The sequence below is a fragment of the Larkinella fluvii genome (assembly GCF_051857545.1).
Classification (GTDB): domain Bacteria; phylum Bacteroidota; class Bacteroidia; order Cytophagales; family Spirosomataceae; genus Larkinella.
On the sequence record NZ_JBPZHB010000007.1, the window covers coordinates 412610 to 438507 of the forward strand.

General features: G+C 52.4%; 37 protein-coding genes. 35 read left to right on the forward strand and 2 right to left on the reverse strand.

Going from position 1 to position 25898, the window contains the following annotated elements; translation table 11 throughout:
- The first annotated feature begins 209 nt into the window (after window positions 1-209).
- The 15 genes from ACS5NO_RS20705 (at window position 210) to ACS5NO_RS20775 (ending at window position 10729) form a co-directional block, all read left to right on the forward strand.
- The gene (locus ACS5NO_RS20705; RefSeq protein WP_439416898.1) at window positions 210-689 is read left to right on the forward strand and encodes a hypothetical protein; all 480 of its coding nucleotides are present in this window, start codon (window positions 210-212) and stop codon (window positions 687-689) included.
- A gap of 183 nt (window positions 690-872) precedes the next feature.
- Window positions 873-1451 (forward strand): hypothetical protein, encoded by a 579-nt coding sequence (locus ACS5NO_RS20710; protein ID WP_439416899.1) that lies wholly within the window; start codon window positions 873-875, stop codon window positions 1449-1451.
- Between the two features lie 4 nt (window positions 1452-1455).
- Window positions 1456-2856 carry a hypothetical protein gene (locus ACS5NO_RS20715; protein ID WP_439416900.1) on the forward strand — a complete coding sequence of 467 codons (1401 nt, stop codon included), beginning with the start codon at window positions 1456-1458 and terminating at the stop codon, window positions 2854-2856.
- Between the two features lies 1 nt (window position 2857).
- Entirely contained in the window at window positions 2858-3367 is a 510-nt protein-coding gene (locus tag ACS5NO_RS20720) for a hypothetical protein (RefSeq protein WP_439416901.1), read from the forward strand.
- Window positions 3367-3750 carry a DUF1353 domain-containing protein gene (locus ACS5NO_RS20725; protein ID WP_439416902.1) on the forward strand — a complete coding sequence of 128 codons (384 nt, stop codon included), beginning with the start codon at window positions 3367-3369 and terminating at the stop codon, window positions 3748-3750. Before ACS5NO_RS20720 ends, ACS5NO_RS20725 begins: the two co-directional genes overlap by 1 nt.
- 57 nt (window positions 3751-3807) lie before the next feature.
- Window positions 3808-4704, forward strand: a complete 897-nt coding sequence (locus ACS5NO_RS20730) for a S49 family peptidase (protein WP_439416903.1) — start codon at window positions 3808-3810, stop codon at window positions 4702-4704.
- 33 nt (window positions 4705-4737) lie between these two features.
- On the forward strand, window positions 4738-5130 hold the full coding sequence (locus ACS5NO_RS20735) for a hypothetical protein (protein ID WP_439416904.1): 393 nt from the start codon (window positions 4738-4740) through the stop codon (window positions 5128-5130).
- A 56-nt stretch (window positions 5131-5186) separates the two neighbouring features.
- Window positions 5187-6182, forward strand: a complete 996-nt coding sequence (locus tag ACS5NO_RS20740; RefSeq protein ID WP_439416905.1) for a hypothetical protein — start codon at window positions 5187-5189, stop codon at window positions 6180-6182.
- A 46-nt stretch (window positions 6183-6228) separates the two neighbouring features.
- Window positions 6229-6909 (forward strand): hypothetical protein, encoded by a 681-nt coding sequence (locus ACS5NO_RS20745; protein WP_439416906.1) that lies wholly within the window; start codon window positions 6229-6231, stop codon window positions 6907-6909.
- A gap of 190 nt (window positions 6910-7099) precedes the next feature.
- Entirely contained in the window at window positions 7100-7273 is a 174-nt protein-coding gene (locus tag ACS5NO_RS20750) for a hypothetical protein (protein ID WP_439416907.1), read from the forward strand.
- Between the two features lie 202 nt (window positions 7274-7475).
- On the forward strand, window positions 7476-7727 hold the full coding sequence (locus tag ACS5NO_RS20755; RefSeq protein ID WP_439416908.1) for a hypothetical protein: 252 nt from the start codon (window positions 7476-7478) through the stop codon (window positions 7725-7727).
- A 21-nt stretch (window positions 7728-7748) separates the two neighbouring features.
- The gene (locus ACS5NO_RS20760) at window positions 7749-8381 is read left to right on the forward strand and encodes a hypothetical protein (RefSeq protein ID WP_439416909.1); all 633 of its coding nucleotides are present in this window, start codon (window positions 7749-7751) and stop codon (window positions 8379-8381) included.
- 64 nt (window positions 8382-8445) lie between these two features.
- Window positions 8446-9066: a ParB N-terminal domain-containing protein gene (locus ACS5NO_RS20765; protein WP_439416910.1), complete on the forward strand. Its 621-nt coding sequence runs from the start codon at window positions 8446-8448 to the stop codon at window positions 9064-9066.
- Window positions 9045-9788 (forward strand): GREB1-related protein, encoded by a 744-nt coding sequence (locus ACS5NO_RS20770; protein WP_439416911.1) that lies wholly within the window; start codon window positions 9045-9047, stop codon window positions 9786-9788. The genes ACS5NO_RS20765 and ACS5NO_RS20770 overlap by 22 nt, the downstream gene beginning before the upstream one ends.
- Window positions 9789-9880: 92 nt before the next feature.
- Complete coding sequence (locus ACS5NO_RS20775; RefSeq protein ID WP_439416912.1) at window positions 9881-10729, forward strand: hypothetical protein; 849 nt, start codon at window positions 9881-9883, stop codon at window positions 10727-10729.
- A 10-nt stretch (window positions 10730-10739) separates the two neighbouring features.
- Here the strand turns inward: ACS5NO_RS20775 and ACS5NO_RS20780 are convergent, their stop codons facing one another.
- On the reverse strand, window positions 10740-11531 hold the full coding sequence (locus ACS5NO_RS20780) for an abortive infection family protein (RefSeq protein ID WP_439416913.1): 792 nt from the start codon (window positions 11529-11531) through the stop codon (window positions 10740-10742).
- Between the two features lie 133 nt (window positions 11532-11664).
- On the opposite strand from ACS5NO_RS20780, the gene ACS5NO_RS20785 reads away from it, so the two are divergent.
- From ACS5NO_RS20785 to ACS5NO_RS20875, 19 genes are all read left to right on the forward strand, one after another.
- Window positions 11665-12339, forward strand: coding sequence for a hypothetical protein (locus tag ACS5NO_RS20785; protein WP_439416914.1), 675 nt, complete (start codon window positions 11665-11667; stop codon window positions 12337-12339).
- 45 nt (window positions 12340-12384) lie between these two features.
- Window positions 12385-13170 (forward strand): N-6 DNA methylase, encoded by a 786-nt coding sequence (locus ACS5NO_RS20790; RefSeq protein ID WP_439416915.1) that lies wholly within the window; start codon window positions 12385-12387, stop codon window positions 13168-13170.
- Window positions 13171-13274: 104 nt separating this feature from the next.
- On the forward strand, window positions 13275-13439 hold the full coding sequence (locus ACS5NO_RS20795) for a hypothetical protein (protein ID WP_439416916.1): 165 nt from the start codon (window positions 13275-13277) through the stop codon (window positions 13437-13439).
- The gene (locus tag ACS5NO_RS20800; protein ID WP_439416917.1) at window positions 13436-13603 is read left to right on the forward strand and encodes a hypothetical protein; all 168 of its coding nucleotides are present in this window, start codon (window positions 13436-13438) and stop codon (window positions 13601-13603) included. The genes ACS5NO_RS20795 and ACS5NO_RS20800 overlap by 4 nt, the downstream gene beginning before the upstream one ends.
- A gap of 77 nt (window positions 13604-13680) precedes the next feature.
- On the forward strand, window positions 13681-13845 hold the full coding sequence (locus ACS5NO_RS20805) for a SymE family type I addiction module toxin (RefSeq protein WP_439416918.1): 165 nt from the start codon (window positions 13681-13683) through the stop codon (window positions 13843-13845).
- The gene (locus tag ACS5NO_RS20810; protein ID WP_439416919.1) at window positions 13842-14414 is read left to right on the forward strand and encodes an AAA family ATPase; all 573 of its coding nucleotides are present in this window, start codon (window positions 13842-13844) and stop codon (window positions 14412-14414) included. Before ACS5NO_RS20805 ends, ACS5NO_RS20810 begins: the two co-directional genes overlap by 4 nt.
- Window positions 14415-14607: 193 nt before the next feature.
- Window positions 14608-15018, forward strand: coding sequence for a hypothetical protein (locus ACS5NO_RS20815; protein WP_439416920.1), 411 nt, complete (start codon window positions 14608-14610; stop codon window positions 15016-15018).
- 157 nt (window positions 15019-15175) lie between these two features.
- Window positions 15176-15706: a hypothetical protein gene (locus tag ACS5NO_RS20820; protein ID WP_439416921.1), complete on the forward strand. Its 531-nt coding sequence runs from the start codon at window positions 15176-15178 to the stop codon at window positions 15704-15706.
- Window positions 15699-17258, forward strand: a complete 1560-nt coding sequence (locus tag ACS5NO_RS20825; protein WP_439416922.1) for a hypothetical protein — start codon at window positions 15699-15701, stop codon at window positions 17256-17258. Before ACS5NO_RS20820 ends, ACS5NO_RS20825 begins: the two co-directional genes overlap by 8 nt.
- Window positions 17259-17332: 74 nt before the next feature.
- Window positions 17333-17512: a hypothetical protein gene (locus ACS5NO_RS20830; protein ID WP_439416923.1), complete on the forward strand. Its 180-nt coding sequence runs from the start codon at window positions 17333-17335 to the stop codon at window positions 17510-17512.
- A 27-nt stretch (window positions 17513-17539) separates the two neighbouring features.
- Window positions 17540-17827, forward strand: a complete 288-nt coding sequence (locus tag ACS5NO_RS20835; RefSeq protein ID WP_439416924.1) for a hypothetical protein — start codon at window positions 17540-17542, stop codon at window positions 17825-17827.
- Window positions 17827-19197 (forward strand): hypothetical protein, encoded by a 1371-nt coding sequence (locus tag ACS5NO_RS20840; RefSeq protein ID WP_439416925.1) that lies wholly within the window; start codon window positions 17827-17829, stop codon window positions 19195-19197. The genes ACS5NO_RS20835 and ACS5NO_RS20840 overlap by 1 nt, the downstream gene beginning before the upstream one ends.
- Entirely contained in the window at window positions 19184-20170 is a 987-nt protein-coding gene (locus tag ACS5NO_RS20845) for a DUF6712 family protein (RefSeq protein WP_439416926.1), read from the forward strand. The genes ACS5NO_RS20840 and ACS5NO_RS20845 overlap by 14 nt, the downstream gene beginning before the upstream one ends.
- On the forward strand, window positions 20167-20373 hold the full coding sequence (locus ACS5NO_RS20850; protein WP_439416927.1) for a hypothetical protein: 207 nt from the start codon (window positions 20167-20169) through the stop codon (window positions 20371-20373). The genes ACS5NO_RS20845 and ACS5NO_RS20850 overlap by 4 nt, the downstream gene beginning before the upstream one ends.
- Window positions 20348-21133, forward strand: coding sequence for a hypothetical protein (locus ACS5NO_RS20855; protein ID WP_439416928.1), 786 nt, complete (start codon window positions 20348-20350; stop codon window positions 21131-21133). The genes ACS5NO_RS20850 and ACS5NO_RS20855 overlap by 26 nt, the downstream gene beginning before the upstream one ends.
- Before the next feature lie 38 nt (window positions 21134-21171).
- Window positions 21172-21714 carry a hypothetical protein gene (locus tag ACS5NO_RS20860; RefSeq protein ID WP_439416929.1) on the forward strand — a complete coding sequence of 181 codons (543 nt, stop codon included), beginning with the start codon at window positions 21172-21174 and terminating at the stop codon, window positions 21712-21714.
- Window positions 21711-22109: a hypothetical protein gene (locus tag ACS5NO_RS20865; protein ID WP_439416930.1), complete on the forward strand. Its 399-nt coding sequence runs from the start codon at window positions 21711-21713 to the stop codon at window positions 22107-22109. Before ACS5NO_RS20860 ends, ACS5NO_RS20865 begins: the two co-directional genes overlap by 4 nt.
- The gene (locus ACS5NO_RS20870; protein ID WP_439416931.1) at window positions 22087-22407 is read left to right on the forward strand and encodes a hypothetical protein; all 321 of its coding nucleotides are present in this window, start codon (window positions 22087-22089) and stop codon (window positions 22405-22407) included. The genes ACS5NO_RS20865 and ACS5NO_RS20870 overlap by 23 nt, the downstream gene beginning before the upstream one ends.
- Complete coding sequence (locus tag ACS5NO_RS20875) at window positions 22404-23261, forward strand: hypothetical protein (RefSeq protein ID WP_439416932.1); 858 nt, start codon at window positions 22404-22406, stop codon at window positions 23259-23261. The genes ACS5NO_RS20870 and ACS5NO_RS20875 overlap by 4 nt, the downstream gene beginning before the upstream one ends.
- A 95-nt stretch (window positions 23262-23356) precedes the next feature.
- Here the strand turns inward: ACS5NO_RS20875 and ACS5NO_RS20880 are convergent, their stop codons facing one another.
- The gene (locus tag ACS5NO_RS20880) at window positions 23357-25186 is read right to left on the reverse strand and encodes an AIPR family protein (protein ID WP_439416933.1); all 1830 of its coding nucleotides are present in this window, start codon (window positions 25184-25186) and stop codon (window positions 23357-23359) included.
- Window positions 25187-25435: 249 nt separating this feature from the next.
- Between ACS5NO_RS20880 and ACS5NO_RS20885 the strand changes: the two genes are divergently transcribed.
- Complete coding sequence (locus ACS5NO_RS20885; RefSeq protein ID WP_439416934.1) at window positions 25436-25897, forward strand: hypothetical protein; 462 nt, start codon at window positions 25436-25438, stop codon at window positions 25895-25897.
- Window position 25898 lies beyond the last annotated feature (1 nt).

Sequence of the window (25898 nt, forward strand, 5' to 3'; positions counted from 1 at the left end):
TTAAAATATTGAATATCACTTAATTATCATAATTCAATATGAGTATTTTTGCTTACATAAAATTAATTAAGTGCAATAATCCTCCTTAATAAGAAAGACAAGTTTGTAAGCTACGGTGCAAAAAGAAAACCCGCTGCTACCAACAGCGGGTCATCTAAAAACGGGATCGACAAGAGACGCTAAATTAAGCAACTTTCCCAAAACTGACCATGCAAATCGAAATCCCCATCAAACCGCACGTTAAAGCCTATTTAACCCACCCGGATGTATTTGGCCCTGAAGCGATTCAGGTTCGCAAAAACAGCTACCTGGGCCGGGTGATCATTGGCCTGTTGAGCCAGTACCCCCTCGACGATTGCGACTGGGGCGAGGGCTTCAAACCCCTGCCCATCCTGACTGGCGTGACGCTGAGCGTCGCCTGTTCGTTTCCGCTCCGCACCGAGCTGGTCACCGACGACAACCTGATCCGCCTGGGCCATATTCTGGAAGACTATTTTGAAAACGGCCTGATCAGTTTTGTCAAAGGCCGCATGGACCGGCTGCCCTCGCTGCAGGGATCGGTCAAGCGGTTTTACGAGATTTTCCAGATCAACCCCGAGCATTACGACTACGATGCCGCCTTTAAGCTCGTTCGGCGTCACCAGCTCCGCAGTCTCAGCACCCCCGCCAAACGACTGCAAGCCGCCTAAAATAATCGTGTCCTATTTTGGGCCGATGGCGTCCTATTCCCCTGAAATCGTGTCCTGAAAACGAAAAACCTGTCCGCTTTCTACGGGCAGGTTTTTTCGTTTCCATTCCTTCTTTATAAAGGCCCGTTTTTGGGGCCGAATCCTGTCCTGTTTCCCCCTTATCCGAATCCGTAGTTTCGACGCATGGGAATCACGGAGCAACGCATTGGGGAATGGGGACAATTTGCCAACGCCGGGGGCATCCGCCGGTTGAAGCTATTGGCCGAAACCGACGTGCTGGCCATCCTCGATCCCATCCAATTCCCAAACGCCCTGCCGTTTCCCACCCTGGCAGGGGACCATCTGATCGTACCGGCGGGGGCCACGGTCTACGAGTTCTGTTTTGCCAACGGTACCTGCGGCCTCAGCGTGGGACATACCGAAACCGAGAACGGCGACGCCTTCGAGCTGGTGATTGGCTTCGAGGTTCCCAAACAGCGCGCCGACGTGCTGGCCTGGATCGTTCGGAATCTGGGTCGGCGGTGGGTGGCGCTGCTGCAGGACTACAACGGTACCAATTATCTGGCGGGTGATGTCGAGACCCCGCTGGAGCTGACCACCACCAAAGGAACCGGCAACCGCCCGGCGGACCGCAACGTGATCCGCTTTCAACTCCGCGGCCGGCAGTCCCACCCGGTCTGGCTGCTGGACAGTTTCGAAAACGCCGACCTGTTCCCCAATGCCGATTGGGGTCCCGAGTTTGATCTCTCTTTTACTTCCTAAGTATATGCCCCTGAACATCCAGCAAATCAAAGACCAGATCACCGACACCTTTTCGGGCAGCCCCCCCAAACCCTTCCGGTTTTTATCGCCCCTGGTGGTGCGCGATTTTCTCATCAGCCTCATCGACTGGGTGACCGGTCAGGATTACACGCCCGACCACGAGTGGAACGGCACCCAACTGCGGTTTAAAAAAGCCGATGGCGTCAATGGGGCGTATACGGATTTGAAAGGAGCCAAAGGCGATAAAGGTGATCAGGGCAATCCGGGAACACTCACGGCCAGTGTGCTGCCCCAAAGCGATGGCTTTGATACTGACCTGTTGGTGGCGCAGACCGCTTCCGGTCAACTCATCAAAACCCAGGCGCTCCGAGTCCTGGGTGTGGTGCCTTCGGCCACTCTGGAACAGCCCTTTTCACCCACGCGGCTCCGGATCGGCCTGGGCAGCGAACTGGTTAGCCTGTTTTTCGGCGGTAAGCTCAGCAACATGATGGCGTTCGGAATCGCCCGGGGGCTGTTTTCGTCCCCCGCCGTGGCCCTGACCGGGACGGCGACGATCGCCAACGTCACCGCCCTGACCGACGACGGCGACAACATCGATGCGATTTTTAGTGGGGGCGTTTCGGGCGGAACGGTGCAGATGACCTACGCGTTTACGACGCCCTTGCTGGTTTATAGCCAGGCGACTTTTCGTTTTTTTTCCGTTTCACGCTTTCCCTACACAACCGAGGTGAGCAACCTGAAAGTGGAATGGCAAACGTCGGCTTCGGGATATCCTTTTCGTACGGTTTATGACGGCGTGCATGTTTTGAAACAGGGCCTATTTGAAATCCCGGCCACCACCGAGCCTGATTTTCCATTGCGGGGTTTGCGGGTGACCTATACCATTGCGGCTAACATGACCGTGCGGCTAATGGAATTGGGCATCGCCCACGCACGTCTACCGTTTGGCCGGGGAACCCTGGCGGAACTGCACCAGCCCAACTTGTTCTCGAAAGCGAACATCTTTTCGGGGGGCACTACCTTTAACGGGGATGTGACGTTGAAACGACTGATCGCGTCGGGCAATGCCCCCAGTGTTGCTGTCAACGCGGTGAACGCCACCGGGGCCGGGGTCGGGGCCACGGCCTCGCTGGTGGCCGGGTCGACCGATCTGGCGGGAACCCTGACGCTGACCACCGGCACCACGCCGGGCACCAATGTGGTGCTGGCCACGGTGACACTGGCATCGGTTTTGTCGGCGGCTCCGAAGGCGGTGCTGCTGACGGCCCGCAACAACCAGACGGGCATGAGTTTCAACCGGTTTTTCGTGGGCACCAAAAGCAGTTCGGGTTTTACGATCAACGCCACGGACTCGGGACCGGCGGGCAGCACCACTTTTCAATTCGACTATATCCTCATTGCGTAAAATGGAAAACACCCTACTCGCCCAACTGGGCCTGCTCCGCCAGCCCTCGGGAGCCATTTCCGGCATCGACCTGCCGATCTCACCCACCCCGCTGCTGGCCGATGGCCTGCAGCGCCGGGTCCGGCTCAAACGGCTGACCTTCGACGCGGATCTGGAAATTTCGGTCCTGTTTGAACTCTACGTCTGCGATGCGGACGGCAACGATCTGTATGCGCTGTATGGCCAGGACAGCACGCTGTCGCCGTTTGTGATGCGCGAACGGATGGCGCGGGTGCAGCCCATCGAGATTCCGCGCACCACCGCTGGCTCGTTTCGGGACGCGGCCACCGGGGCGCTGGTCGATGCGGAAACGCCGGGGGCCGTGCCGGAACTGGCTTTTTTCCAGTCGATGGCGCTGGGTCACCTGCAGGCGCAGGGTTTGCCGCTGACCGGAACGGAGCCGTACCTGGTGGTGGTGTATCTAATGCTGGCGAACATCATCCGGGAAAAAGACGCTTTGGGAGAATTCTGATGGAAAAGGGAATCATTGTGCGCTACCGGGAAGAAGACCCGGACAAATCGGACCGCTGGGTGCTGGTCGAACCCCTGACGTTTCAGACGCTGATCGGGGAAGTGATTATCCCGGCGGGTTACGTGACGGATTTTGCCAGTGTGCCCGCGCCGTTGTGGAGCGTTTTCCCGCCCATCGGCCGCTACAACCGGGCGAGTCTGCTGCACGATTACTGGTACGATCAACGGCTGGGCGAAGACCGGCTGGGGGCTAAGCTGGCCCGTAAGCTGGCCGATCTGGAGTACTGGTCAAGGATCGACCAGATCGAACCCCACCGCAAGCTGCGCAACCGGCTGATGTATTGGGCCTGCCGCTGGTTTGGCCGAAGCTGGTGGGAGAATTGAGTCCTGGGGAATGCCCGAATAGTCGAACAGATTCCGGTCTGATTGGACCTTTTTTGTATGCTTGAAACCCTGCTTTCCGCCAAATGGGCGCTGGAACCCCTCTTTCACGAGCGCATGGCCGATCTGGCTCTGCGTCGCCTGCTGGCCGGCAAACCCCTGTTTGATGTTTCCGAAAACCGGCAAGTTCCCCGCTTCGTCAGCACCCTGACCGGCCACGACGACGTGGGCCAGGACGACTGGGGCGCGGATCGTTCGGCCGCCGTGCCGGGCTATTCGTCCCTGTCCAAAGTATCGGCCAAATCCGGCCGGGTGGTCGTGCTGCCAATCATGGGTACCATGAGCCGCTACGGCGGTTTGTGCGCCTGGGGATCGGAGGATACGGCGAACTGGGTGCTGGAAGCCAACCGCGACGAAACCATTTCCGCCATCGTGCTGGAAATCAACTCGCCCGGTGGCGAGGTGGACGGCACCGAAATGCTGGGCGAAGTGGTGCGCCGGTCGGGCAAACCGGTGGTGGCCTGGGTGGCGGGCATGGCCGCGTCGGCGGCTTACTGGGTGGCCAGCCAGGCGCGGGAAATCATCATGGAAAGCCCCACCAGCTCCGAAGTGGGCAGCATTGGCGTGCTGGCGATGCACGTCGATGCCAGCCAGTATTACCAGCAGGAAGGACTGTCGGTCAACATCATCCGGGCCGATGGCTCCGAGGACAAAGCCTTGTTTAACAGCATCGAACCGCTCTCCGATGCCGTGCGGACGGAAACCAAAACCGTACTCAACGACATTCGCCAGTCGTTCATCAAAACCGTGCAGCGCGGGCGGCCGGGTATTTCCCGCGACGTGTTTTCCGGAAAAATGTATTCCGGTCGGCAGGCCCTGACGCTGGGCATGGCCGACCGCATCGGTTTTCTGGGCGACGCCATCCGCCGGGCCGATCAACTCGCCAAATCCGCCTGATCCGCAACTTTACATCTTTTCCATACCACAATCATGAAAAAAATCCGCCTGAGCCTGCGCCACTTTTTCCAGACGCAGGCTGAAGAAGAGAACCCAGCTACCCCAGTGGTCGAAACCCCACCGGTTGAAGCCTCCGCCGAAAACGAGCCACTGTCTTCGGAAGCACCGCCCACTGAAGAAACCGCCCCGGTGGAAACCGCCCCCACCCAGGCCAGCGAGGACGTGATGCAGGTGGAAATGAGCGAAACGGAGTACCAGACGCTGCTGGCCGACGCCGGTCACTGGCGCAAAAACAAAGCCGAGCTGGAGACCCTTCGGCGCTGGCACGGCAATCTGGTGGGCCAGGCCGTCACGCCGGGGGCTGACGCCAACACCGGGACGACCGGCAAAAAGCGGTCCTATGAAACCGCCCCCTGGAATCAGTAAGCTTGGCTTTTCGGACTATCCACACCACTTTTTTTACTTCAACCGCCTGATCCACGATGCCCGATGCATTAGACCTGAGCGCGCTGGCCGGCACGGCCACCGACTACGCGCGCGACAACAAAGACCACATTTTTTCAAAAGCCCTGGCCCCCGGCGTCAGCGGCCTACCCGGTACGCCGGTCAAACCGCTCGACGAGTACGTCATGTCGATTCCGGGCAATGACGAAGTTGTTTTGACCGAACTGGTGATGGGATCGGTGGTGCAACCCTCGCAGTACAACGGCTTTACGCCCAAAAACAACGTCTTCAAGATCAAACCGCGCAAGGCCAAAGTCAAGCCCTGCAAGGTTGATTTGAAGTTTACCCAGGAGAAGATCATGGCCCTGTGGAAGACCTACTACGGGCAGATCAAGGGCGGCAAGATCAACAAGGAGGAAGTGCTCTTCGAGCAGTTTATCATGAATGATGTCATCAAGCGCATCCAGACCGATCTGCGCAATGCCTACATCAACGGGGTGCGCAACGACGCGGGCACTTCGCCCCTGGATACGATGGACGGCCTGTTTAAAATCTACCAGTCGGAGATTGTTTCGGGCGGGGTACCGGCGGCCAACATCGCCACGATTGCTGCCATTACCGAAGCCAACGCCGTGACCCAGTTCGAGAAGATCATCGATGTGCTGCCGACCGAGTACTTCTACCAGGATCTGGTGTGTCTGACGCCCCTGTCGCACCTGAAAGCCTACGAGCGCAATTACCGCAAGGAATACGGCACGCTGCCCTACAACGCCGGTTTTCAGAAGCAGACCATCGAGGGGACGGTGATCGAATTTCTGGTCGAGCCGTATATGCTCACCACCGGGCTGACGGCGTTTGAAGCCCCGCTGATTCTGCCGCGCAACATCATCGCCTGGCTCTACGACGACGAATCGGCGCAGTCGAACCTGACGTTCGATTACAACGTCCGCGAGCGGGACCTGGCCTGGGTGATGGACTTCCAGGTGGGCATGGACGTGGCCATGCCGAGTCTGATCTGGAGCGGTCAGGTCTAAGCCTTTTTCACTTTCTGTTTCACTTACTTAATCTGTTGTTAGCTGCATGAAAACCAAAGCGGTTATTCGTTTTTTAGGGGCCGGGTTGGCCTTCCTGATCGGGGTGGTGCTGCCCTCCGAAGTGTTCCACCACCTGGCTGCCGATCCCCTGGGCGTGGCGGCTCCCGTGCTGGGGATGGCCTACGTCAACTTTGCCAACCTCGACGGCCAGTCGTTTCAGGCCCCCAACCCCGGCGGCCTCAGGAAAGTGCTGGTGGTGTTGTCCAAATCCATCCAGGGCATCTGGCCCACGCTGGCCGAAGCCGGTACCGGCGAAGTGACGGCGCTGCCCGAGCTGGTAGGCACCGACAAATTTGCCGAGTACCAGTTTCCGGACGGCACGGCGGAAGTCAACTCGGATTCGAACGGCGATCCGGGCTTTCAAAGCCACAAGCACACGATCGAGCTGATGCTGGCCGGGTTTTCGAAAACCATCCAGGGGGAGCTGAAAAAGCACCTGAACGCGGGCAGCGTCTGGGTGGTGGAGATGAACGACGGGCAGTACGTGGTGGTGGGGTCGAGCGACAACCCGATCTTTCTGAAGAAATCGTTCAAGGGCGGTAAGAAGGGCAACGACAAGCGGGGCTTTACGCTGAAGGGCGAGCAGGACGGTTTCATGTGGGATCTGCTGCCGATTCAGGCGTCGCTGGTGGCCACGCTGCCGATCCAACCCGCCCCGGTATCCTGATCGATGCTGACGAAGTTTAAACTGGTGAACGTTCCCCAGGGGGGCGTTCGCCATTCGGTCGGAAACCTGGGCCTGGTGAACATCGACGAGACGCTGACCGATGCGCTGGTCGAAAAGCTGATTCAGGCCGGATTAAACCACTATTTTGAACCCGCCGACAACCCATCGGCACCATCCACCCCACAACCCCATGGCGAAAGTGAAAACACCCCCAGCCGGAAAGGCACCCGAACCGGCGACCGATCAGGACCTGAAACAAAAAGCCCAGCAGAAGCTGGAAGCCCTGCTGAAAAGCCGGGAAGGATCGGATGAACCCGACGCGTCGGACGAATCAGAAGAATCGGACGATGATCCGGATGAGTAGTTAACGCCGAAATTGTTTGTATGTAAAAACCGGTTGGCCTTGAGGTCAACCGGTTTTTTGTTATGTTTGCCCTGCGAACGATTATTTATTAGAAGACGACCAACTGGCAGGACTCAAGACCTGCCGGTTGGCATACCTTTGTAAGTAGGGTAACTGGTCGTCTTCTTGACTGATCGTTCGCAGTGACCAACCGGCTTCATATATGCTCCGTCCTGCCTGTCTGCCCTCCCTCTCGAATTTTCTGCAACAGGGCGGTATTGCGCCCCACCAGCTCCAGCAGCTCCTGACGAGTTATTCCGACGAAGTTCAGTTTATATTGGCAGAGCAGATCAACCACTATCATGAGCCGGAACTCTGGATCGATGCCAAAACGTGGCAACAAACCGTCGATGAATTTGGCGAAGCCCTCCGATCAGAAACCCCGGCCCCGGATGAAGTCCTGTCGGACGACTAATTTGGCGTGTAGGTTGGAGGGATGACCGAAACCCAACTGCAACAGGAACGGGCGAAAGCCAAAGCCGCCTGGAACCTGACCAAACTCCAACTGCGCAGCAGCCAGGCCACCCCGGCCGATGTCGAGCAGGCCCGGCGGGTGTACGAGAACCTGAGCACCGCCCAACCCGCCCCCCAGCCCGAAAAACCGGCTCGTCCCCTGCGGCAACCTGGTGCCAGTTTGCCGCCCGATCTGGCCGCCCTGGTCGACACGATCCGGAGCGAGCAGAGTGAGATCAGCCGCCGGAAAGCCGAACTCTCCAATTCCCTCAAAAGCATTCCCGACGAACTGGCGTGTCCGGAGGTGGTGCAACAGATCCTGACGCTCCGAAGGGCCTGGGTCGAAAAGCAGGATGAAATCCGCTACGCCCTCGACCACGGCCACCGCCCGGTGAGTGAGCCGGTGAAACTGATCGAAGACAGCTACGCGGCTTCGCTGCCCACCGATAAGTTTGAGCTGGACCGGCTGATGCGTTACGAGAAATCGAAACTGAGCAAATACCGTAGCGGCCTGGAACGGGCTTCGACCGAAGCCAAAAAACAGCACTACCGCACCCAGATCGCCAAAGCCGAATTGAAGCTGGAGCGGATGGTCGCGATCTTCAAAGCCCTTTGATGTCGTCCTGTGATGTCCACCCGGTGGCGGTCAGTTTTGCGACTCAATCACGTGTTCGCAAACCATGACGGAATTATTTGTTACCGAAAAACGCCGGGTGCAGGACCTGGTGCCCTACGAAAAGAATCCCCGCAAAATTACGGCCGCCAAACAGCGGGAACTCGAAAGCAAGATCGGCCAGTTTGGCCTGATCGGTTTGCCGGTGGTCGATGCGGATGGCACGCTGATGGCTGGCCACCAGCGGTGCAAGGTGATGCTGGCGATGGGCAAGGGCCACGAGCTGATCGACGTGCGGGTGGCCACCCGCAAACTGACCGAAGCCGAGTTCAAGGAAATTTCCGTCATCGAGAACAGCACCTTCGGTGAGTGGGACAAACTGCTGCTACAGTCCGACTTTTCGGAATACGTCGATCTGGGCAGCTACGGCATCGATCTGGGTGATCTGGAAGCCCAGTTGAAGGAAGCGCTGCCGGAAGAAGAAAAACCGGAAATGCCGATTGTGGCCAAGTTCTCGGAGAAATACACGGCCTTTATCATTGTCTGCACCAACGAGATCGACGAAACCAACGTGGCCGAACTGCTGGCCGTCGATACGATGCAATGCTACAAATCCACGCTCGTGGGCAAAACGTACGTTCTCACCGCCAAACACCTCCAGGACCAATGGAAAGCTGCCAGATCGTAATTCCGAGCCACAAACGCCACACGCGGGTGCTGACGACCAGCGTGGTGGAAGGCGCGATCCTCTGCGTTCCGGAAAGTCAGGAAAAGGCCTACCGGCTCTGTAACCCCAAAGACGAGATCGTCACCCATCCGGATTCGGTGGTGGGCCTGGCCCGCAAGCGCGACTGGATCATCCGGCATTTCGGCAACGTGTTCATGCTTGATGACGACATCAAGGCGTTCCGGCGGCTGTATACCCAGCCCGGCGAACCGGCGGACGTGGACGAGCGCACCGCGCGGGAAATCATTCAGGCGACGGCCGAAGCAGCCCGGCAGGCCGGTGCCTACCTGTTTGGCTTCAGCTCCAGCCCCACGCCGGTTTCGTATATCTCGCTCAGTCCGATTCAGCTCAGCGGCTACGTGACCGGCTGTGCGCACGGCGTGCTGGCGGGTAGTAAATTGTGGTACTCCCCGGAGATTAAGTGCAACGAGGACTACTGGATCAGTTGCCTGAATGCCTACGAACACCGGCTGATCTGGAAGGATACCCGGTTTTACTTTTATCAGAAGGATACGTTTGTGAATTCGGGGGGATTGGCCGAGTTTCGGAACCTGGAAGCGGAAGAGAAAGATTTTGAATATCTTCAACGAGTATTTGGAAGGGATGTGGTTACTTTAAAGAAAGCGCGTGGGAAGGCGAAGTTGAAGCATCCGTTTCAAAAGACGTTGAAAATAGGTTTTTAGTTTGAAGCTATTATATATTTAAATAACAGCTATTTTCTAAAGAACTTTTATTGCCCAATAAACTATATCATAATATAAACAACAAATATACAATGGAAGATAAGCCGATAGATCAAGAATTACTTAAAAAGATAAAAGATGCTTTGGTTAAATCAGGGTTCCCACTTGAGATGAATATAGCCAATATATTAGATCAACATAGATGGGATAATCTTATTTCTACCCAGTATTTAGATTTCGAAACGAGGCAAATAAGAGAATCAGATATTATTGCCAGTAAAATTATTAATGGAATTGAAATTAAAATATTAATAGAATGTAAAAAATCTACAGAAAAACAATTGGTATTATATCAACCACAACGAACCTTTTTTGTCGATAATATATATGGATCAAGCGATTATTTTAAAATATTCCCTTATCTTGACCCAATAGAAAGCATTCAGGAATATGAAATTTTATCACAATTTTATTTCCTCCCTATATTATATAATTCCTCTGTATTTTCTTCAAATTTAATTTTCACAAAAGGGAATAATATTGAACAAAATAATACACCATTCTTCACGTCTTTAAATGGACTATTAAAAAGATCAATAATAATTAGATCTAGGTCAAATCGTAATATTAGATCTATTTATCTATATGTTGTTATTTATGAAGGTCATTTACTGAGATTAACCACCGGAAATGATTCAAAAGAAATTTTAGAAGAAATTGATTATGGTCAATATAAAATGCAGTATTTTTTCCAAGACCCAATCTTAAGTTCTGAAGTGAAAGCAAAAGATATACAAGATTTTGGAGATACTTTTTTAATCGAAATAATGAAACCTTCCTATTTAGTGAAATATTTAGACGGAATAATGAAGGCATTTAAAGATATTGACACGTCGTTGTTTGATCAATGGGGAGAAGAGGCTATTGAATTACCTTTTTAATTTTGCTTATTTAGCTATCATAACCTTCTATTTTTCGAATAAATTTGACAGAATTTACTAAATTATTAAATATTAAAACTGATTCATCATAGTTTAACAGAGGATTATCATGAGCATATGTATTATCATTTCGAACTTTATTAAATGACTCAAGTATATTCATTGAATATTTTAGAATATTTTCAGCCATATTAGAATCAATCATACCCTTTTGTTTAATACATTTTACATATTTCCCAAATATAGCATTTAAGGACTCTTCCTTTGAAAAAGCAATTCGATGTTTTACACAAAGTGCCCTTATGAATTTCACAAAAAAAGTATGAAGCCTATCTAATCCAATTTCAGGCTCATTTTTATCTATAGTTTCTCTTATATTTTCAGCTAACTTAGCAAATGCTTCATCATCGTTGATTGCTTGAATAGAGTCAATTTCAGGAACAATTTTATCTTCATTAATTAATTTCAAAATATTAATACATTCTTCAACTAGAAATGGATCAGCTTTAGGCTCATTGAATTCTCCATACATCTTCAATCGATTATCCATAACTAACCTTAAATCAACTAAATCAGTTAATAATTTTCCAATAATAAGTTTAGATTCTAAATCCCAAAAAGCGCGAAGTCTGTTAGCTTTTGAATTTCCATAGATTTTATATTTTTCAAGGTATATATCTTTATTTACTGAACTTAAAACAAAACTTCTGAAGGATGAGTCAGAAAAATCTAATACATACCCACTCTGCATTTTTAGCAATTCTTCAAGTTTAATTTTCTCCAATGCTGAAAGGGTTCCCATATTGTGGCAGCGATTTTATATTAAAAATTATAATAGTATAATAATATTAAATTTTTTCGGAATAACGCTTTTTTAATCCGTTCTGTCGGGAGATATTACAGGGGAAGTTAAACAATTAACCTCCTGTATATCAATGCAAAACGAGTCAATTTCCCGCCGGAATTTAGAACGGTTTCTGGCCACCACCGGCAAGACCGAGAAAGAGTATTACGAGTGGGCCAGCGAGGTAGGCCGCCGGATGCACATCAACACCCTGGACAAAATGGTGTGCGCCAAACTTGGTCTTTACACCGTCGCCCACCTGGCCCTGATTCCCACTCCACTGCCCGCCGACATCGATCCGGAGCGGGTCGATGAGTACCTGTACGACCACTCCCAAAATCCGTTGGAAATCGCCAAACTCTGGAAACAGGCCTGCGTCGATGCCGAAGCCTGGGTGTCGGTGGAAAGTGTGCTCGATGAGCATCTGGCACCCTTCCCGAAAGAAGACTTCGAACGCTGTGGCGACAAAAACTGGCTGCCCGACGTGTCGCGAAGCTGGTTCCGGAAAACCGGTCGGCACCTGGATGTGCAGGTGGATGAAATCAACGCCATCGCCCCCGCCCAGATCAGCATCGAGGCCATTCTGGATTTCGTCCGAACGTATAAACCTAACAGTTACCAATCGCCCGCGCAGGTGATTCGATTGAACCTCGAAGACCGGTTTCGGGAATTGACCGGTTTCCGAATTAAGGACTACTACGTCGCGCATTTGATCCGATCGGCCCACTTTTCCCAACCGGTCACCACCGAAACCGTTCCCTTCTGAATCACCCAGCCCCTCCGACCGGAGGGGCTTTTTCTTGCTATCTGTATGAAATCAACCGATGTGCCGCACGAACTTCGTGCGTTCAATGCCCTATTCTGCGAAGCGGAGCACGGGTGGAACTACTCCAGCTTTTTCAGCGACTTCGTGGAATTCCTGACTGAATCGTTCATGCCCCAGCGCGTGGGCACCTACGAGCGACTGAAAAAACAATACGGCGATCTGGACCGGTTCGTAAAACTGACCCACGAACTACTGCGGCTCCAGCAGTCCCAAATCGTGACTGACACAAGTTGGTACGATGGCTTGGGCAGCTACTACGAATGCCTGACAAGCCGGGGCAAATCGCAACTCCTGGGGCAGTATTTCACCCCGGAACACCTCTGTGATCTGATGGTTCGGTTGCAGGGCTGCAGCGAGTCACTGAAAGGAAAGCGATTGAAAGTCTCCGACCCGGCTAGTGGATCAGGGCGAATGCTGCTGGCCTTCCACGCCCTGGCTCCAGGCAACTACCACTTTGCTGCCGACCTGGACCCGATCTGTGCGCGCATGACGGCCGTCAACATGGCCCTGCACGGCTGCGAAGGCGAAGCGGTTTGCATGGACAGTTTGAAATGGGAATGGCGGTTTGGCTACCGGATCAACCGCCTGTTGCCCCTGGCTGGTAGCCCCTCCATCGAAGTGATTCAGCCCGAAGAGTCCTACCTGTTCAGCACCCTGCAGGAGAAACCCAAGCCCGAACCGGCGAAGGCAAAACCCGCCCCCCAACCGACCCCCACGGAACCCCAGTCCATCGCCCAAATCCTGCAAAACGGACAGCTTGTATTGTTCTGAAAATCAGCGTTTTAATGAAAAATATTTCTGGAAAAACGCTTTTTTAATCCGTTCTGTCGGGAGAAATTACAGGGGAAGTTAAACCATTAACGCTCTGAGAATCAATGAGAATTACCTGGATTACCCGACTGCGGTCGGTGATGAAAACGGCCTGGGCGCTCTTTCGCAAAGGCATGCTGAACATGAGTATCAGCCTGAAAGTCGCCTGGCGCGTGGTGCGGCAGGAAATTGATCTGGCCACGGTCTACAAACAACTGAAAAAGCGATGAAAAAGAAGACCCCACCGAAGCCCGGCGTGCTCGAGCAGAAACTACTGGCCGAACTGCTGGTGAACCAACCGACCCGGCTCGGCATCCGCAAAAGCGAGAACCGTGGCTTTTCGGATTTGCCACTGTTCAACACATCGGACCGCCAACAAAACTTGTTTGGCTAAACGATAAAGCCCGGATGCAAGGCTTCCGGGCTTTTGCCAGAATGATTACTGAAGTTAAACAATCAACCTCTGACGCCGTGAAATTACGAAAAATCGGGTATCAACCCCGCAAGAAATACCGAAAAACGGAATATGTCCCCGCCCTGCTGCTGGCGGGCAAGTGGATGGAAAAGGCCGGTTTTGCCCTGGGCGAAACGGTGAAAGTCAGCATCGAAGGGACCAAAATTATAATCGAACGATGAGCAAATACGACATCCGGACCAAGAAAGGGTACGATTTTTTTGAGTGCAGCAGTGCGCTGCAAAAATGCATCCGGCGCGGCCACCAGGACCAGGCGATGTTCTGGGCGGTGGAGCTGTACGATTCGGGTTTTGTCGAATACGTCTGGAAGCGCCTTCGGATCATGACCAGCGAAGACATTGGCCTGGCGGAACCGGGTTTACCGGCGGAGATCTGGGCGCTGTATGAAATGCACCGGGAACAGGCCAAGAAGAAAGAGGACAAGAACGAACCCCAACGGTTGTTTCTGACCCACGCGGTTTTACGCTTGTGCCGCGCACGCAAAAGCCGGATGATCGACTGGACATTGATCTGGGCCTGGTTCACGCACCCGTTCCGCCGACAGGACATGCCCGACTTTGCCCTCGACAAGCACAACGAACGGGGGCGTCAACTGGGCCGCTCCTGGGCGCACTTCTTTGACGAAGGCACGCTGCTTCACCCGCATTGGGATGTGGATGGGGAGCGGGATATGCGGATGAAAGCCATGAAGGCGATTATGAATCCGGAGGGGAACGGTTTGTTTGAGTAACAATTGCTCTATTTGCGTTTCTAGATAGAAAGCAGGACTTTGATTGATCAGTAAGCTGTCGAGTAGAGTCCTGCTTTCCACAGTTTATGGAAGGCCCCTCACCAAAACGCTCCCAATTTTGGGAAGGTAATCCGTAGTCAAGTAATAAGTGTATTGTAATTTAAGCGGTTACTAATTTATCCGACTTATAGAAATGGCGATTGAAACCTATCTAGTCTTGGCATTATTCAGAACTCAGCTTGAGAAAGTTGAATTGGATGAAAATTTTGAAATTAATAGCGTTGAATGCAATGAGGTTTTTAAGTCATTCAAAACGAACCTATTGGAAGCCTTAAAGAAAGACTTAACCAAAGTCGTATACACTGAATTAGCTCTGCGAGATGTAATATTTTACCCGACTGACAATTACGCTCAGGACCTATGCTATTGTTATTTCAGATTTGCTGTTCCCCAAGAGCCTGACAATTTCTTAGTTGTACGGCTACTTCCCTTTCAGAATCGGGTAATTTTACATCTCAAAGAGCCTTTAAACCCTGTTTATTCACATAAGCAATTGTGCCGAGCCACTTTTGATAAAGCCGAAGAACTGGCTGACCTTCTATAAACGACCGTTTTGTCAAATCAAAGTCATTGGATTTACCTTTTGTTAATCACTCTAAATTGTCGTAGTCACGATTTTGTTTGATAGGAACAATTATACCGTCCTGGTAATCTCTTTGGCGTCTATGTAATCTTGCAATGACGCTTTTTTTCGGGAGAGAATGACCAAGAAACTATCCATCAAGCGAGCCAAACGGCTACTGAAAATTGATGAAAACAAGCTCGATCGGTATCTCCAGTTTTACGCCAATGAAATTGGTTATGAAGACTTTACCGAGTCGGAGCAACTGAAACTGGAGCAATATTCCAAAGCCTGGGGCATGCTCCGCATGGGCCGCACCGAAGATATGGTGCGCTCGGTGCTCATGAAAGACTACGCCCTACAGGACCGCATGGCCCGCTACATCGTCGAAGAATGCAAGCTGCTGTTCGGAGCCGTCGAAGAAACCGACAAGGAAGGCCGTCGCCGGGCCTCCATCGCCTACTACGACCTGCTGTCCAACATCGCCTTCAAGGAAAAAGACATCCGCGAAGCCCGCGAGTGCCGGCGTGAAGCCGATGAACTGGCCGGTTTGTACCAGCAGGAACTGCCCGGCCTCGATCCCGCCGATTTCCAGAAACCCGGCAAGTACATCTTTATCAACAACGTCAACGTCTACAAAAAACAGCAGGAGCTGGAGTTGGATGAGTAGCGAAAGCCGCAAAGTATACGCGAACCCCAAACAGATTAAATTCCTCCGCAGCCGTGCTCGCCGGAAAACTTTCAACGCCGGGCGCGGTTCGGGCAAAACCACCACCCTGGGCTTCAAGGTCGGCATGATCTTCGACCGCTTTCCCCGCAGCAAATGGGGGCTGGTCGGGCTGACCTACGTGCAACTCGATCTGGTGGTGATGCCCGGTCTGAAAGAAGCCCTGGAGATGATGGGCCAGTTTGAGTATTCCAAAGCCAATCCGTTCGGTACCTACGTCGTCGGCATCAAACCACCCGATGCCTGGCCCAAACCCTTCAAAGCACCGGGAAAGTTAGGCTACCAATACTGCATCACCCACATTTCCGGGGCTACCCTCCAGCTCATTAGCCAGGATCGACCCGAAACCCACCGGGGGCTGAACCTGGATGGGGCACTGGCGGATGAATCGGCGCTGATCAAGCCCGACTTCATGAACAAGGTGATTCTGCCGACTTTGCGGGCCAACCGCTACAAATCATTTTCCTCTGATCCCTGGCACCACGGCTATTTCGATTTTTCGTCGGCCCCCTGGACCCAGGAGGGCATGCACATCTACCACACGGAGGAAGCCTGGCAAAAAGAGCTGGAGCTGCGGAAGAAATTTTCTGCGGAAGAGCTCAAACGCACCCCGCCCGAAAACCTCTTTGTCGAATCGACCTACGTGGACAATCAGGAAATTCTGCCCCTGGACTACGCCGATAAACTGCGCGAGGAACTCGACCCGCTGGAATTCGAGGTGGAAGTCCTCAACCGCCGGATCGGCAAACTGCCCAACTGTTTTTACCACGCCTTTACGACCAGCAAGCACTGCTATTTTGAGAGTTACGGCTACCAGCACGACGATAAATCCGGGCTGACCCTGTATCAGTCCAATGATTACCACCCCGATAAACCGCTCGATGTGAGCCTGGATTTTAACGCTGATATCTGCTGGGCGCTGGTGGGTCAGGAAATCAACCGGGAACTGCGGGTGGTCAACAGCCACTACACCAAGCCCGTTCTGGACAGTCAGGACACCAACATTGTGCTGCAAACGGCGGCCTGGTTTGCGGCCACCTACGAAAACCACCCCAAAAAAGAAGCCTTCGTGTACGGTGATCCGGGCGGGCGTTCCCGGAGTGCCGCTACCAGCAACGAAAACAAACCCTTCTTCGATCAGTTTGCCAATGCCCTCATCAAGAAGGGCTGGAAGGTATTCCGAAGGGAGCTGACGTCCTACCCGCGCCACAAGGACAAGTACCTCCTGATCAACCTGCTGCTGGAAGAAGCCAACCCGCGCGCGCCCCGCATCCGCATCAACCAGAACACCAACAAGGTACTCATCATCGCCATCCAAAGCACCCCCGTCAAGATCGGCGACACCTTCGAAAAGGACAAGACCAGCGAACGCCAGGCCAAACACCGGGAGTACGCCACCGATGGCACCGATGCCCTGGACTACTGGCTGTGGGCCAAATGCCGTCAGCTCCTGCCCGGCCACCGCAAGCAGCAGAATACGTTGTATGTCGCGTAAAAAATTCGAGTGAGTAGGTAGCCTCCAGCAAATTCATTCCGATTCTTCCAGCGCCTATATCCCCATTTTTTGAAATGGAAATTTCCATTCTCGCGAAAGGGCGGGCGCCCCACCGCGTACGTGAAGAAGCGGTTTTTAGGCCGCTTTTCACTTTTCTGATTCATTGTCAACCGGTTCGTAAAAATCGGATTGCAAAAGCTACTCAAAATCGCCCGAAAAATCGTGTCCTTCTTCCCGAAAAATCACTGAAGTAACCTTGCGGCTGTATCAAAACCGCATCCATGAGCAGCGTACACCGTCAAGTGATTGGCATCTCCGAAGTGCTGGCCGAAGTCAACCGGCCCCATGCCCTCTTTGATTTGAAGTTCCGGAAAACTTCCGGTCAGGTTTCCGTCCGGTCGGGTTGCACCCGGCTCCAGCCCACGCAGGTTAACCGGCTCAACGACCGCAAGAAGATGAACCGCTCCGGCATTCTCAAATGCTACCAACCCGGCGAACGCAAGCACTTCGATTGCTACATCGACCTGATCGTCACCTTCAACCACCTGCCGGTAAACCACCTGATCTGATGATTCGCCAAATTGCCAATAACGTGTACGTCGTGCCCTACGGGCAAAAAGGTGCGGCCAGTGTCGTGACCTTCGGCCGGGATGCGTCCACGACGGTCGATGCCTCGCTCGACCGGGGCCGCGCCACCGGCACCAAAGCCGACCACATCCCGCGCGGGGACGACAAAGTGCTGTACCGGCTGCACGAACTGGCCTGCGCGTCGCCCAACAAATGGCAGCTCATCTACACTAAGGCCGATTTTGCTGCCGGTTTGGGGCTGGGTGTCGGCACCCGCCAGGTGGTCGGCGACGAGATCAAACTCACGCCGGTCATCGACCCGGTGTACCAGGAATGGATCGACCGGCTGGGTCTGGATGAATTCGTGCCGGCGGCCGCCCTCCAGCTTTCGTTTGCCGAAGAATTCTACGTGCGGTTTGCCTTCGAGAGCGGGCAGAAACTCCTGTCTATCGACGTGGTGGACGTCTTCGACATTCGCCCGGCCAAACTGGAGAAGGGCCAGACGAAGGTGACGGCCTACCTGATCAACGCCAACTACGGCACCCCGCGCTTTAAAAAAGACGAGTATGTCCGGGTACCCGCCTTCGATCCCACCGACCCGGCCAAATACCCCGTGTCGATGCTGCGGGTGTGCCGCCCGGCCATTCCCGGCCAGAAGTTTTTTGCCCTCTCGCCCTGGTGGGGCACCGAAAACTGGACGAAGGTGTCCAACAAAGTGCCGGTTTTCAACGACAAGGGGCTGGACAACGGTTACTTCATTACCCACCACATCAGCATTCCCGACGATTATTTCGACGCGGAAGGCTTCGAAAACGAAGACGAGAAAAAGGCCCACCAGAAGAAGGTACTCGACGCGATGGCCGAAACCGTCGCCAGTTACGAGAACCCCAACAAGGTGCTGTTCACCTTCCACAAAACCGACACGATGGGCAAGGAACTGCCCGGCGTGCGGATCACGCCTTTGAAATCGACCATCGACGATGAAGCGTTTTTGAACCTCTACAACGCGGCCAACATCGCCCAGGCGCAGGGCCACGGCGTATTGCCAGCGCTGGCGGGCATCGAAACCGGGGCGAAACTGGGTGGATCGGGCAAGGAGCTGGAAGCCAGCGCCAACTACATGCAGGACTTTCTGACGGTGCAGCACCGGCGGCTGATCTTAAAACCGCTGCTGATCGCCCAGAAGATTGACGGACTGGACCCCGCCAAAACGCTGTACATCCAGCGGATCAAAACCTACACCTACGACGTGACGGCCAAAAGCAGCCCCGATAACCCGCGCAATGCCGAATCCGATCCGGAGGGAGAATCCGATCCGGAGCCGAAAACCAAGCCCAAGCCTAACCAACAGAAGCCCGATGCTGATCAATGATACACCCCAACTGAAAGCCGTGTTAGGCGGGGTGCAGAAAACCATGCAGTGGCCCACCTGGCAACCCTTTGTCGAACAGGCCGAGCTGAAGTACCTGATTCCTGCCATCGGCGACGCCTTGTACGACGAGTTGTCGGTGGTGACCAACCCCGAAGGCCGGACGGTGCGGCTGCTAAAACACCTGCGGATCGCGACAGCCTATTACGCCTACTTCATCGGCTTGCCCCAGCTCGTGTCCACCAACGGCGACGCCGGAGTGTCGGTTTCCAACCCCTCGCAGGCCCAGCCGATGGGCAAGTGGCTCTACGTCAGCATGAAAAAGGACCTCATCGCCAACGCCGACCGCGCCCTGGAAGATGCCCTTTTTTACCTGGAGAGTTATGCGGATGACTTTCCGACCTGGAAAAACAGTGCCGCGTATTCGATGACCCACGGCAGTTTCCTGCATTCGGCCACCGAACTGACCCGGTATTTTCCCCACGCCCAGAAGTCGCGCCGGTTGTATCTGGCCCAGCGCGAATACATTCTGAAGGCGGAAGATTTCTACCTCAAGCCCTTGCTGGGCAAACCGTTTTTCGATGACTTGAAGTCGAAGCTCACCCAGACCGGGTACGGGTTCACCGAGGAAGAAACCCACGCCCTGCAGCTCCTGCGGTTTGCGCTGGCCAACGAGTCGTTTCGCGAGTCGATTCCGTTTCTCAATATCACCGAAGACTGGCGGCTATTGGCCGAAACGGACGGCATCACCAACGAGGATTATTTGCCCCGGGATCGCCGGGAAGAACTGGCGCTGCGGGCCGAAAAAGAAGCCGATAAGTTTGCCGGGCTGCTCCAGAATTACCTCGACACAACCGCCAGCCCGACCGTGCTGACGGCTTACTATACCTCGGCGGCCTACACCGCCCCCACCGAAAAGGCCCCAATCGGCCAAGGCTTTCCCAACGATCCCAACCAACCCTATTTCGTACTATGAACCGCGCCTACCTTGCCCTGTTACTCCTGCTCATTTGTCTGCTGCTGGCGGCCGTCAAATACACCACCTTCCCCGATCTGTCGTGGTGGTGGATTACCGCCCCGCTCTGGGTACCCCCCGCCCTGGCGGTGGCCTTAGCCCTGGCCATTTTTGTTTACGCTCTCTTCAAAACGCTGTATGGAACACCTCACCAAACCCGGTAAAGTCCCCGAAGTGGGCAAAACCCGGCCCCTCAATGGCCACGCCGTGCCCGAACTCTCCGCCATCGAGGCCGAAGAAGACCGACTCAAAGCCGATCTGGCCCGCATCGAGAGCCAGAAGCTGGCCATCGAAGACCGCAAACGCCAGGCCCAGGAAGCCGAGCGCACCCGCCAGATCGCCGAACGCGATTCGCTGCTGGAGGACGCCCAGGATTTCCGCGCCCAGGCCCGGCAGGCGACGGCGGAAGATGAGAAGAAAACGCTCTACGGTTTTGCCGCCGATTCCGAGCGCCAGGCCCGCGACATCGACCGGCTATTGGGTCTGGCCACCGCCGACCAACCCACCCCGCCCAAAGCCTGGTTCGAACAGCACCACCGGCTGATGCTCGCCTTTCAGCTCCTGGGCGTAGTCGTAGCGATGTGGGTGGCCTACAATGCCTTCACGGATCTGCACAACACGATTCAGGAAGTGAACAAAAGCCTGGCCTTCGACAAACAGATGCAGCCTTACGATCTGACGTCGGTGCAGAAATTCGCCTACGAGAAGTTCGTGCAGCTCACCGATCTGCCCATCGCCCTGCTGCTGCTCTTGCTGGTGGTGCCGATGGTGGGCTTTTACGTCCTTCCGTTTGTGCAGACGGGCAAGGATTTTTACCGGGAATTCTTTGACGAACTAACCCCATGGCAACGCTCCAAACTCGCCACCTGCTTTATTCTGGGCTTTTTGCTCTTGGCAGCTTTATCGCATCTGGTCAAACCGTAGGGACCGGTACGCCGGCGCGGGACCCCGTAAAGACCAAATTGAAGGTTAATCCCTACCAGATGGCGCTGACGGATCTGAAGGTTGCCGACGAAGGGACGCTGCGCCAGGCCATTTACGATACCGCCCGCGCGCAGGTGGGCATCCGGGAACGCACCAACCGCAACGACCATCCCCAGATTGCCCGGTATAACCGCGCCCTGGGCCTGCCCGAACGGGCGTACTACTGCGCGTCGGGGCTGTACTGGTGCCACCTGCGCAACGGTGTTAAACTCCCGATCCCTAGTCCCGGCAGCGTGGCGAGTTGGTTCGCCGACGCCAAAAAGATCGTCTACCGGCGCAGCAGTCGGGGCAATCAGCGGCTCGGCCCCAAACCCGCCCTGATGGACGGGGTCAGCCTGTTTGCCAGCCACATCGAAGGCTACGCCAGCCCGCGCTGGGACCCCGAAGCCGACGCCATCGACTGCATCGGTTTCAATACCGGCGGCACCAATGGCGTGGGGGGCGTTTACAAAACCCGTAGGCGCATGCGCGAAATCAAGCTGATCGTCAACCAGATCAGCCCCTACTGGCAAACCCAATGAAATGGATCATCAAAGTCATCCGGTTTGTTCAGCTCGACCGGAAGCGTTTTCTGTGGGAACTGGTGGTGGGCGGGCTGGTCTGGGCGGTGGGTTTTGCATTAAGCTGGCTCACCAGCCAGAGCAGCCTGCAGACCTGCCAGGACGAGCGCACCGCCCTGCTGCGGGAAAACTCCCGGCGTCAGGCCCTGTTCGACAGCATTCAGTACGCCGGGCAACTGGCCCAGGGTCAGCAAATCATCTCCACCCAACAACAACGCATCCATGACTTGCAGGAAAAAATGGTGCGCGACAGTCTGCAGCATCTGTCTGAGCTGGACGCTCTACGGGCAATCGTTGACTATGTCACGCCAAAGAATACCGTGGCCCCACGGAGTGGGTCCCGCCGACAGCGTTAGTCTCATTCGTGAAGCCATCCGCAAGGCCCCGGCGGTGCTCGATTCACTGGTGCGGTACGAGTTTTTGAAACAGCGCACCGGCTACCTCAGGGCCGATGTGCAGCACTGCCAGGCCGAGCGGCTGAGCCTTACCCTCTCAATGATCAAATTGCGAACCGAACGGGATTCGCTGAAACAGGTGATTATCCACCGGGACCCGCTGCGCCCCCGCCTGCAACGCGCCCGGCTCGAGAACTGGGGCTGGCGGGGTCTGGCCACCCTAGGAATTTATCTTCAACTACGTAGCTGGATTCGATGAAAACCGTTTGGCTCAACGCCCATTCCTACCAACTGCCGCAGGCCTGGCCCGAATGCACCAGTCGCCAGATCATGGCGCTCTTGCCGCTGACGCTGGTTCCGCTGGAATTACTCGAACCCCCGGAACGGGCGGTGTTGAAAGCCCGCGCGCTGGCGGAGATCATGCCGATTCCGAAAAAAACCGCCTACCACCTGACCGTCGAGCAGCGGTACCGGCTGGGCCAGCTCACAAGATGGATCTGGAACGAGAAACTGCAGCACAAGCCGCTGGATTGGTTTGAAGTCGACGGCGTTCGCTACCACCTGCCCGATCTGCACTACAGCAACACCTCGGCGATTGAAATTGCGATGGCCAACATCCACTACCTGGCCTACACCCGCCCCGAAAACCCCAACCCGCTGGCGGTCTATGCGCTGATCGCGACGCTGTGCCGCCCGGTGCGCAGGGATGCCGAATCGTTCCGACAGTCGGCCGACTGGAACGGTGATCTGCGCGAGGAGTTCAATTCGGTGCTGGCCGACGAACGCGCCCGCAAGTTTCAGAAGCTCAGTATCGGTCAGGTGATGGCGGTGCTGAAATACTTCGAGTGTATGAACAACCGGTTTTTTGAGAGCTACCAGGATGTGTACGACAGCGACGAGTCGGACGAACCGCCCCTGTATAAAAACGGTGAAGGCATCCTGACCTCGCTGATGGACATTGCCAAACTGGGCGTATTCGGCAACTTCGATCAGGTTTGCAAACAGAATGTGCACACGGTCTGGATTTTTATGCGGGATAATAACCTGAAAATCAAACGGGAAACTGAGCGGCTGGAAAAGGAGATTGAGAGTTTAGGATCGGACATTTATTGAAGCCTTAGCGCCTTTCACCAATTTTATTTCATCATCATAATTCCCAATATCGTGAGCATACGTTAAAAGTACGATGAGACGTTTTAAGAAAAATCTCAAAATTTATTTAAAAAATACTTCTTAATATCATTATCTGAATTTCTACCTTTATAGTAATTATCAAAATTTAATTCTTGATAAGTTGTATCTTTTTCCGAGTCGTAATATCTCATAAAATAGATAGAGTTGCTACTTAAATTTGAAACTTTTTCTTCAAAATCTTTCCATGTCTTCAAAACAGAATTCACTATTACATCTAGATCATCAAGTGTTAACTCCGGCGTAAAGCTTAGCATACAGGCAGATACAACTGCGAATTTTCCATAACGGAAAGCATTTCCATATGTCGCAATACCAAAAACGCTATTACCTGCTTTCTTGTAACGTTTCTCAATTTCATTTAATAATTCATAGCAATAATATCCCGAAAAATATTCCTTGTATCTATTTGAATTATTTAAGGTTGTCACAAAGTTATTTTCTCTAAAAAGAATTTTGTAACTATTTCGTCGAGCTTCAGAGGGTTTTATATCACAAGTTTTACAGATTCTTAAAAAAAGTTCACGGTTAATTATTTGTGATCTATTGATATAACCTGCTTTGACTCCATCTGAGAATTCGCCTTTTTTTCTCTCATAAAAATACCCATACTCCTCATAAATTAATCTTTGTAGCTCGACTTGAACGCTATCATTTGACCGCCTATCAGCTTCATCAACAGCCGTTTGCTGATTAGTTGCTTTTGAAATAGCTTCTATAAGTTTTAGTTCACTTATTCCTTCAGGCCCTGACTTAGGGGTGAAAGTTATTAGTTTAAGGAGAACCTCTTTGTTATTAAATCTTCTGTTTATTTCTTCAGGATCGTTAATAACGTCCTCGTAAACACGACTTAATGTAAAAGCAGTTTGCCCTCCGTTTATAATTTGAGGCTTATTTACTATTAGTTGAGCAATATCTCTTTTGCCTGTACTTTCACTAAACTCAGTTCCATAAGAAAGCATTGTAATACCATTGTTAAATAAGGAGAATTCGTTAGTCTGCTTTTTTATAATGGTTCTTTCTATTTCTTTGTTAACACTACTACCAGCTAATTCCAAATAACATCTTGGATTGTACTTTAATATAGAATTTTTATATAAATACATTACTTTAGCAATCTCCAAAGTTGGCACAAATAGTAAACTTATAATACAGTCCTCATGTTCAGTTTCAACTCTATAACTAATTCTTGCATTACTTGATAATTTATTAGAAAGGTTTATATGTATTTTTAAATCTTCATGATTATAATATGTACCGGTGATTATTGGAAACAGAAGCTCTTTGTAAGTACGTTCAAAGTTAAATACCTCTACCGAAGCATAGCCCCCAGTAAGCTTCCTTAATTTACTTTGATTCTTCTCCCTAAAATTAGCTAGTATAATTACAACATATGAATATCTAGCTATATCAGCTACCTGATTTATTTCTCTTTGTAATTGTTTAATTTTTCCATTATACTCAATTCCTAAATCGTTTTTATCTTCTCCTTGAGATATCCTATCGATATCAATATTTAATAATTCATCAAAAGCAATTTCTTTGTTTTCAAAATTATTACTATTGACTCTAAATTTAGATTGAATAAAAAAAATCGTTCTTGTTCTAGTATCTATATAATACGCATCTACACCTCCGTCGTTTTTGTCATCAGTAATTAGATGTTCTCTATCAGAAAATTCTGTGAGGCCAAAAATTACTTTTAAGTATAGATGTATGTATGCTCTAGATCTAGCTTGGTTAAGCTTCTCCGTATCTGTATCCGATGGAAAGTATCTTTTATTTAAGCTTGGTGCTTCTTTTCTGAGTTGGTCAAGTACATTGACAAGTATTTCGTATTTATTCATTTTAGCTATTTAAAATATAAAAAGATCTTCTTGTTGAATAACATTTGATTAGAAAAAGCATAAAATAAAAGTCTCTTGCAGTAGTCTCCAGCTTTTCTAATATGCAAAGGTTGTTGTAAAATTGGCAAATATGTGATCCATAGTCCAATGTTAGAATAATAAGTTATTTCTTTTACAATTCTACTTTAATATCGTCCTATTAAATTACGCTAGGAAATCCCACTTTCGCCGGAAACCATCTTCAACACGATGCTTTCCGGCGATTTTCTTTCCTACGTGGACTACTTCCGGCAATGGGCCTGTGCCCACCCCGACATTAAATTCTTTCTGTATGGTGGAGTAGAAAAAGGCATGGATTATGCCCGCTCCTTTGCCGACTTCGACTACCCCCTGGCCTGGCTCGAACAGCCCATTATCCTGCCCGGCGATAACTTTGCCGCCAACCACATGGCCGTCTACAAAACCGGTTTGTCGGTGCTGGTGCAGGCTCCGCTCGACGACAACGACGCCCAGGTGGCCGCCTACGGCCACTCCTTCCGGATTATGCTGGCCCTGTTGAAAAAACTGCGGCTGGATAACCGCAGCAAAACGATCCTCTGTGATCTCAACAGCATCCGGCTCGAAGCCGTCAGCCTGCTGTGGGTCGATTCGCACTACGGCTGGCGCATGGAACTGAATGTGGAAATGAACCTCAACGAATTTTTGTACTGAC

Excerpts from the sequence above, each read along its gene's own strand:
- ACS5NO_RS20705 (WP_439416898.1), top strand. The coding sequence starts at position 210 with ATGCAAATCGAAATCCCCATCAAACCGCACGTTAAAGCCTATTTAACC.
- ACS5NO_RS20710 (WP_439416899.1), top strand. The coding sequence starts at position 873 with ATGGGAATCACGGAGCAACGCATTGGGGAATGGGGACAATTTGCCAAC.
- ACS5NO_RS20715 (WP_439416900.1), top strand. The coding sequence starts at position 1,456 with ATGCCCCTGAACATCCAGCAAATCAAAGACCAGATCACCGACACCTTT.
- ACS5NO_RS20720 (WP_439416901.1), top strand. The coding sequence starts at position 2,858 with ATGGAAAACACCCTACTCGCCCAACTGGGCCTGCTCCGCCAGCCCTCG.
- ACS5NO_RS20725 (WP_439416902.1), top strand. The coding sequence starts at position 3,367 with ATGGAAAAGGGAATCATTGTGCGCTACCGGGAAGAAGACCCGGACAAA.
- ACS5NO_RS20730 (WP_439416903.1), top strand. The coding sequence starts at position 3,808 with ATGCTTGAAACCCTGCTTTCCGCCAAATGGGCGCTGGAACCCCTCTTT.
- ACS5NO_RS20735 (WP_439416904.1), top strand. The coding sequence starts at position 4,738 with ATGAAAAAAATCCGCCTGAGCCTGCGCCACTTTTTCCAGACGCAGGCT.
- ACS5NO_RS20740 (WP_439416905.1), top strand. The coding sequence starts at position 5,187 with ATGCCCGATGCATTAGACCTGAGCGCGCTGGCCGGCACGGCCACCGAC.
- ACS5NO_RS20745 (WP_439416906.1), top strand. The coding sequence starts at position 6,229 with ATGAAAACCAAAGCGGTTATTCGTTTTTTAGGGGCCGGGTTGGCCTTC.
- ACS5NO_RS20750 (WP_439416907.1), top strand. The coding sequence starts at position 7,100 with ATGGCGAAAGTGAAAACACCCCCAGCCGGAAAGGCACCCGAACCGGCG.
- ACS5NO_RS20755 (WP_439416908.1), top strand. The coding sequence starts at position 7,476 with ATGCTCCGTCCTGCCTGTCTGCCCTCCCTCTCGAATTTTCTGCAACAG.
- ACS5NO_RS20760 (WP_439416909.1), top strand. The coding sequence starts at position 7,749 with ATGACCGAAACCCAACTGCAACAGGAACGGGCGAAAGCCAAAGCCGCC.
- ACS5NO_RS20765 (WP_439416910.1), top strand. The coding sequence starts at position 8,446 with ATGACGGAATTATTTGTTACCGAAAAACGCCGGGTGCAGGACCTGGTG.
- ACS5NO_RS20770 (WP_439416911.1), top strand. The coding sequence starts at position 9,045 with ATGGAAAGCTGCCAGATCGTAATTCCGAGCCACAAACGCCACACGCGG.
- ACS5NO_RS20775 (WP_439416912.1), top strand. The coding sequence starts at position 9,881 with ATGGAAGATAAGCCGATAGATCAAGAATTACTTAAAAAGATAAAAGAT.
- ACS5NO_RS20780 (WP_439416913.1), bottom strand. The coding sequence starts at position 11,531 with ATGGGAACCCTTTCAGCATTGGAGAAAATTAAACTTGAAGAATTGCTA.
- ACS5NO_RS20785 (WP_439416914.1), top strand. The coding sequence starts at position 11,665 with ATGCAAAACGAGTCAATTTCCCGCCGGAATTTAGAACGGTTTCTGGCC.
- ACS5NO_RS20790 (WP_439416915.1), top strand. The coding sequence starts at position 12,385 with ATGAAATCAACCGATGTGCCGCACGAACTTCGTGCGTTCAATGCCCTA.
- ACS5NO_RS20795 (WP_439416916.1), top strand. The coding sequence starts at position 13,275 with ATGAGAATTACCTGGATTACCCGACTGCGGTCGGTGATGAAAACGGCC.
- ACS5NO_RS20800 (WP_439416917.1), top strand. The coding sequence starts at position 13,436 with ATGAAAAAGAAGACCCCACCGAAGCCCGGCGTGCTCGAGCAGAAACTA.
- ACS5NO_RS20810 (WP_439416919.1), top strand. The coding sequence starts at position 13,842 with ATGAGCAAATACGACATCCGGACCAAGAAAGGGTACGATTTTTTTGAG.
- ACS5NO_RS20815 (WP_439416920.1), top strand. The coding sequence starts at position 14,608 with ATGGCGATTGAAACCTATCTAGTCTTGGCATTATTCAGAACTCAGCTT.
- ACS5NO_RS20820 (WP_439416921.1), top strand. The coding sequence starts at position 15,176 with ATGACCAAGAAACTATCCATCAAGCGAGCCAAACGGCTACTGAAAATT.
- ACS5NO_RS20825 (WP_439416922.1), top strand. The coding sequence starts at position 15,699 with ATGAGTAGCGAAAGCCGCAAAGTATACGCGAACCCCAAACAGATTAAA.
- ACS5NO_RS20830 (WP_439416923.1), top strand. The coding sequence starts at position 17,333 with ATGGAAATTTCCATTCTCGCGAAAGGGCGGGCGCCCCACCGCGTACGT.
- ACS5NO_RS20835 (WP_439416924.1), top strand. The coding sequence starts at position 17,540 with ATGAGCAGCGTACACCGTCAAGTGATTGGCATCTCCGAAGTGCTGGCC.
- ACS5NO_RS20840 (WP_439416925.1), top strand. The coding sequence starts at position 17,827 with ATGATTCGCCAAATTGCCAATAACGTGTACGTCGTGCCCTACGGGCAA.
- ACS5NO_RS20845 (WP_439416926.1), top strand. The coding sequence starts at position 19,184 with ATGCTGATCAATGATACACCCCAACTGAAAGCCGTGTTAGGCGGGGTG.
- ACS5NO_RS20850 (WP_439416927.1), top strand. The coding sequence starts at position 20,167 with ATGAACCGCGCCTACCTTGCCCTGTTACTCCTGCTCATTTGTCTGCTG.
- ACS5NO_RS20855 (WP_439416928.1), top strand. The coding sequence starts at position 20,348 with ATGGAACACCTCACCAAACCCGGTAAAGTCCCCGAAGTGGGCAAAACC.
- ACS5NO_RS20865 (WP_439416930.1), top strand. The coding sequence starts at position 21,711 with ATGAAATGGATCATCAAAGTCATCCGGTTTGTTCAGCTCGACCGGAAG.
- ACS5NO_RS20875 (WP_439416932.1), top strand. The coding sequence starts at position 22,404 with ATGAAAACCGTTTGGCTCAACGCCCATTCCTACCAACTGCCGCAGGCC.
- ACS5NO_RS20880 (WP_439416933.1), bottom strand. The coding sequence starts at position 25,186 with ATGAATAAATACGAAATACTTGTCAATGTACTTGACCAACTCAGAAAA.
- ACS5NO_RS20885 (WP_439416934.1), top strand. The coding sequence starts at position 25,436 with ATGCTTTCCGGCGATTTTCTTTCCTACGTGGACTACTTCCGGCAATGG.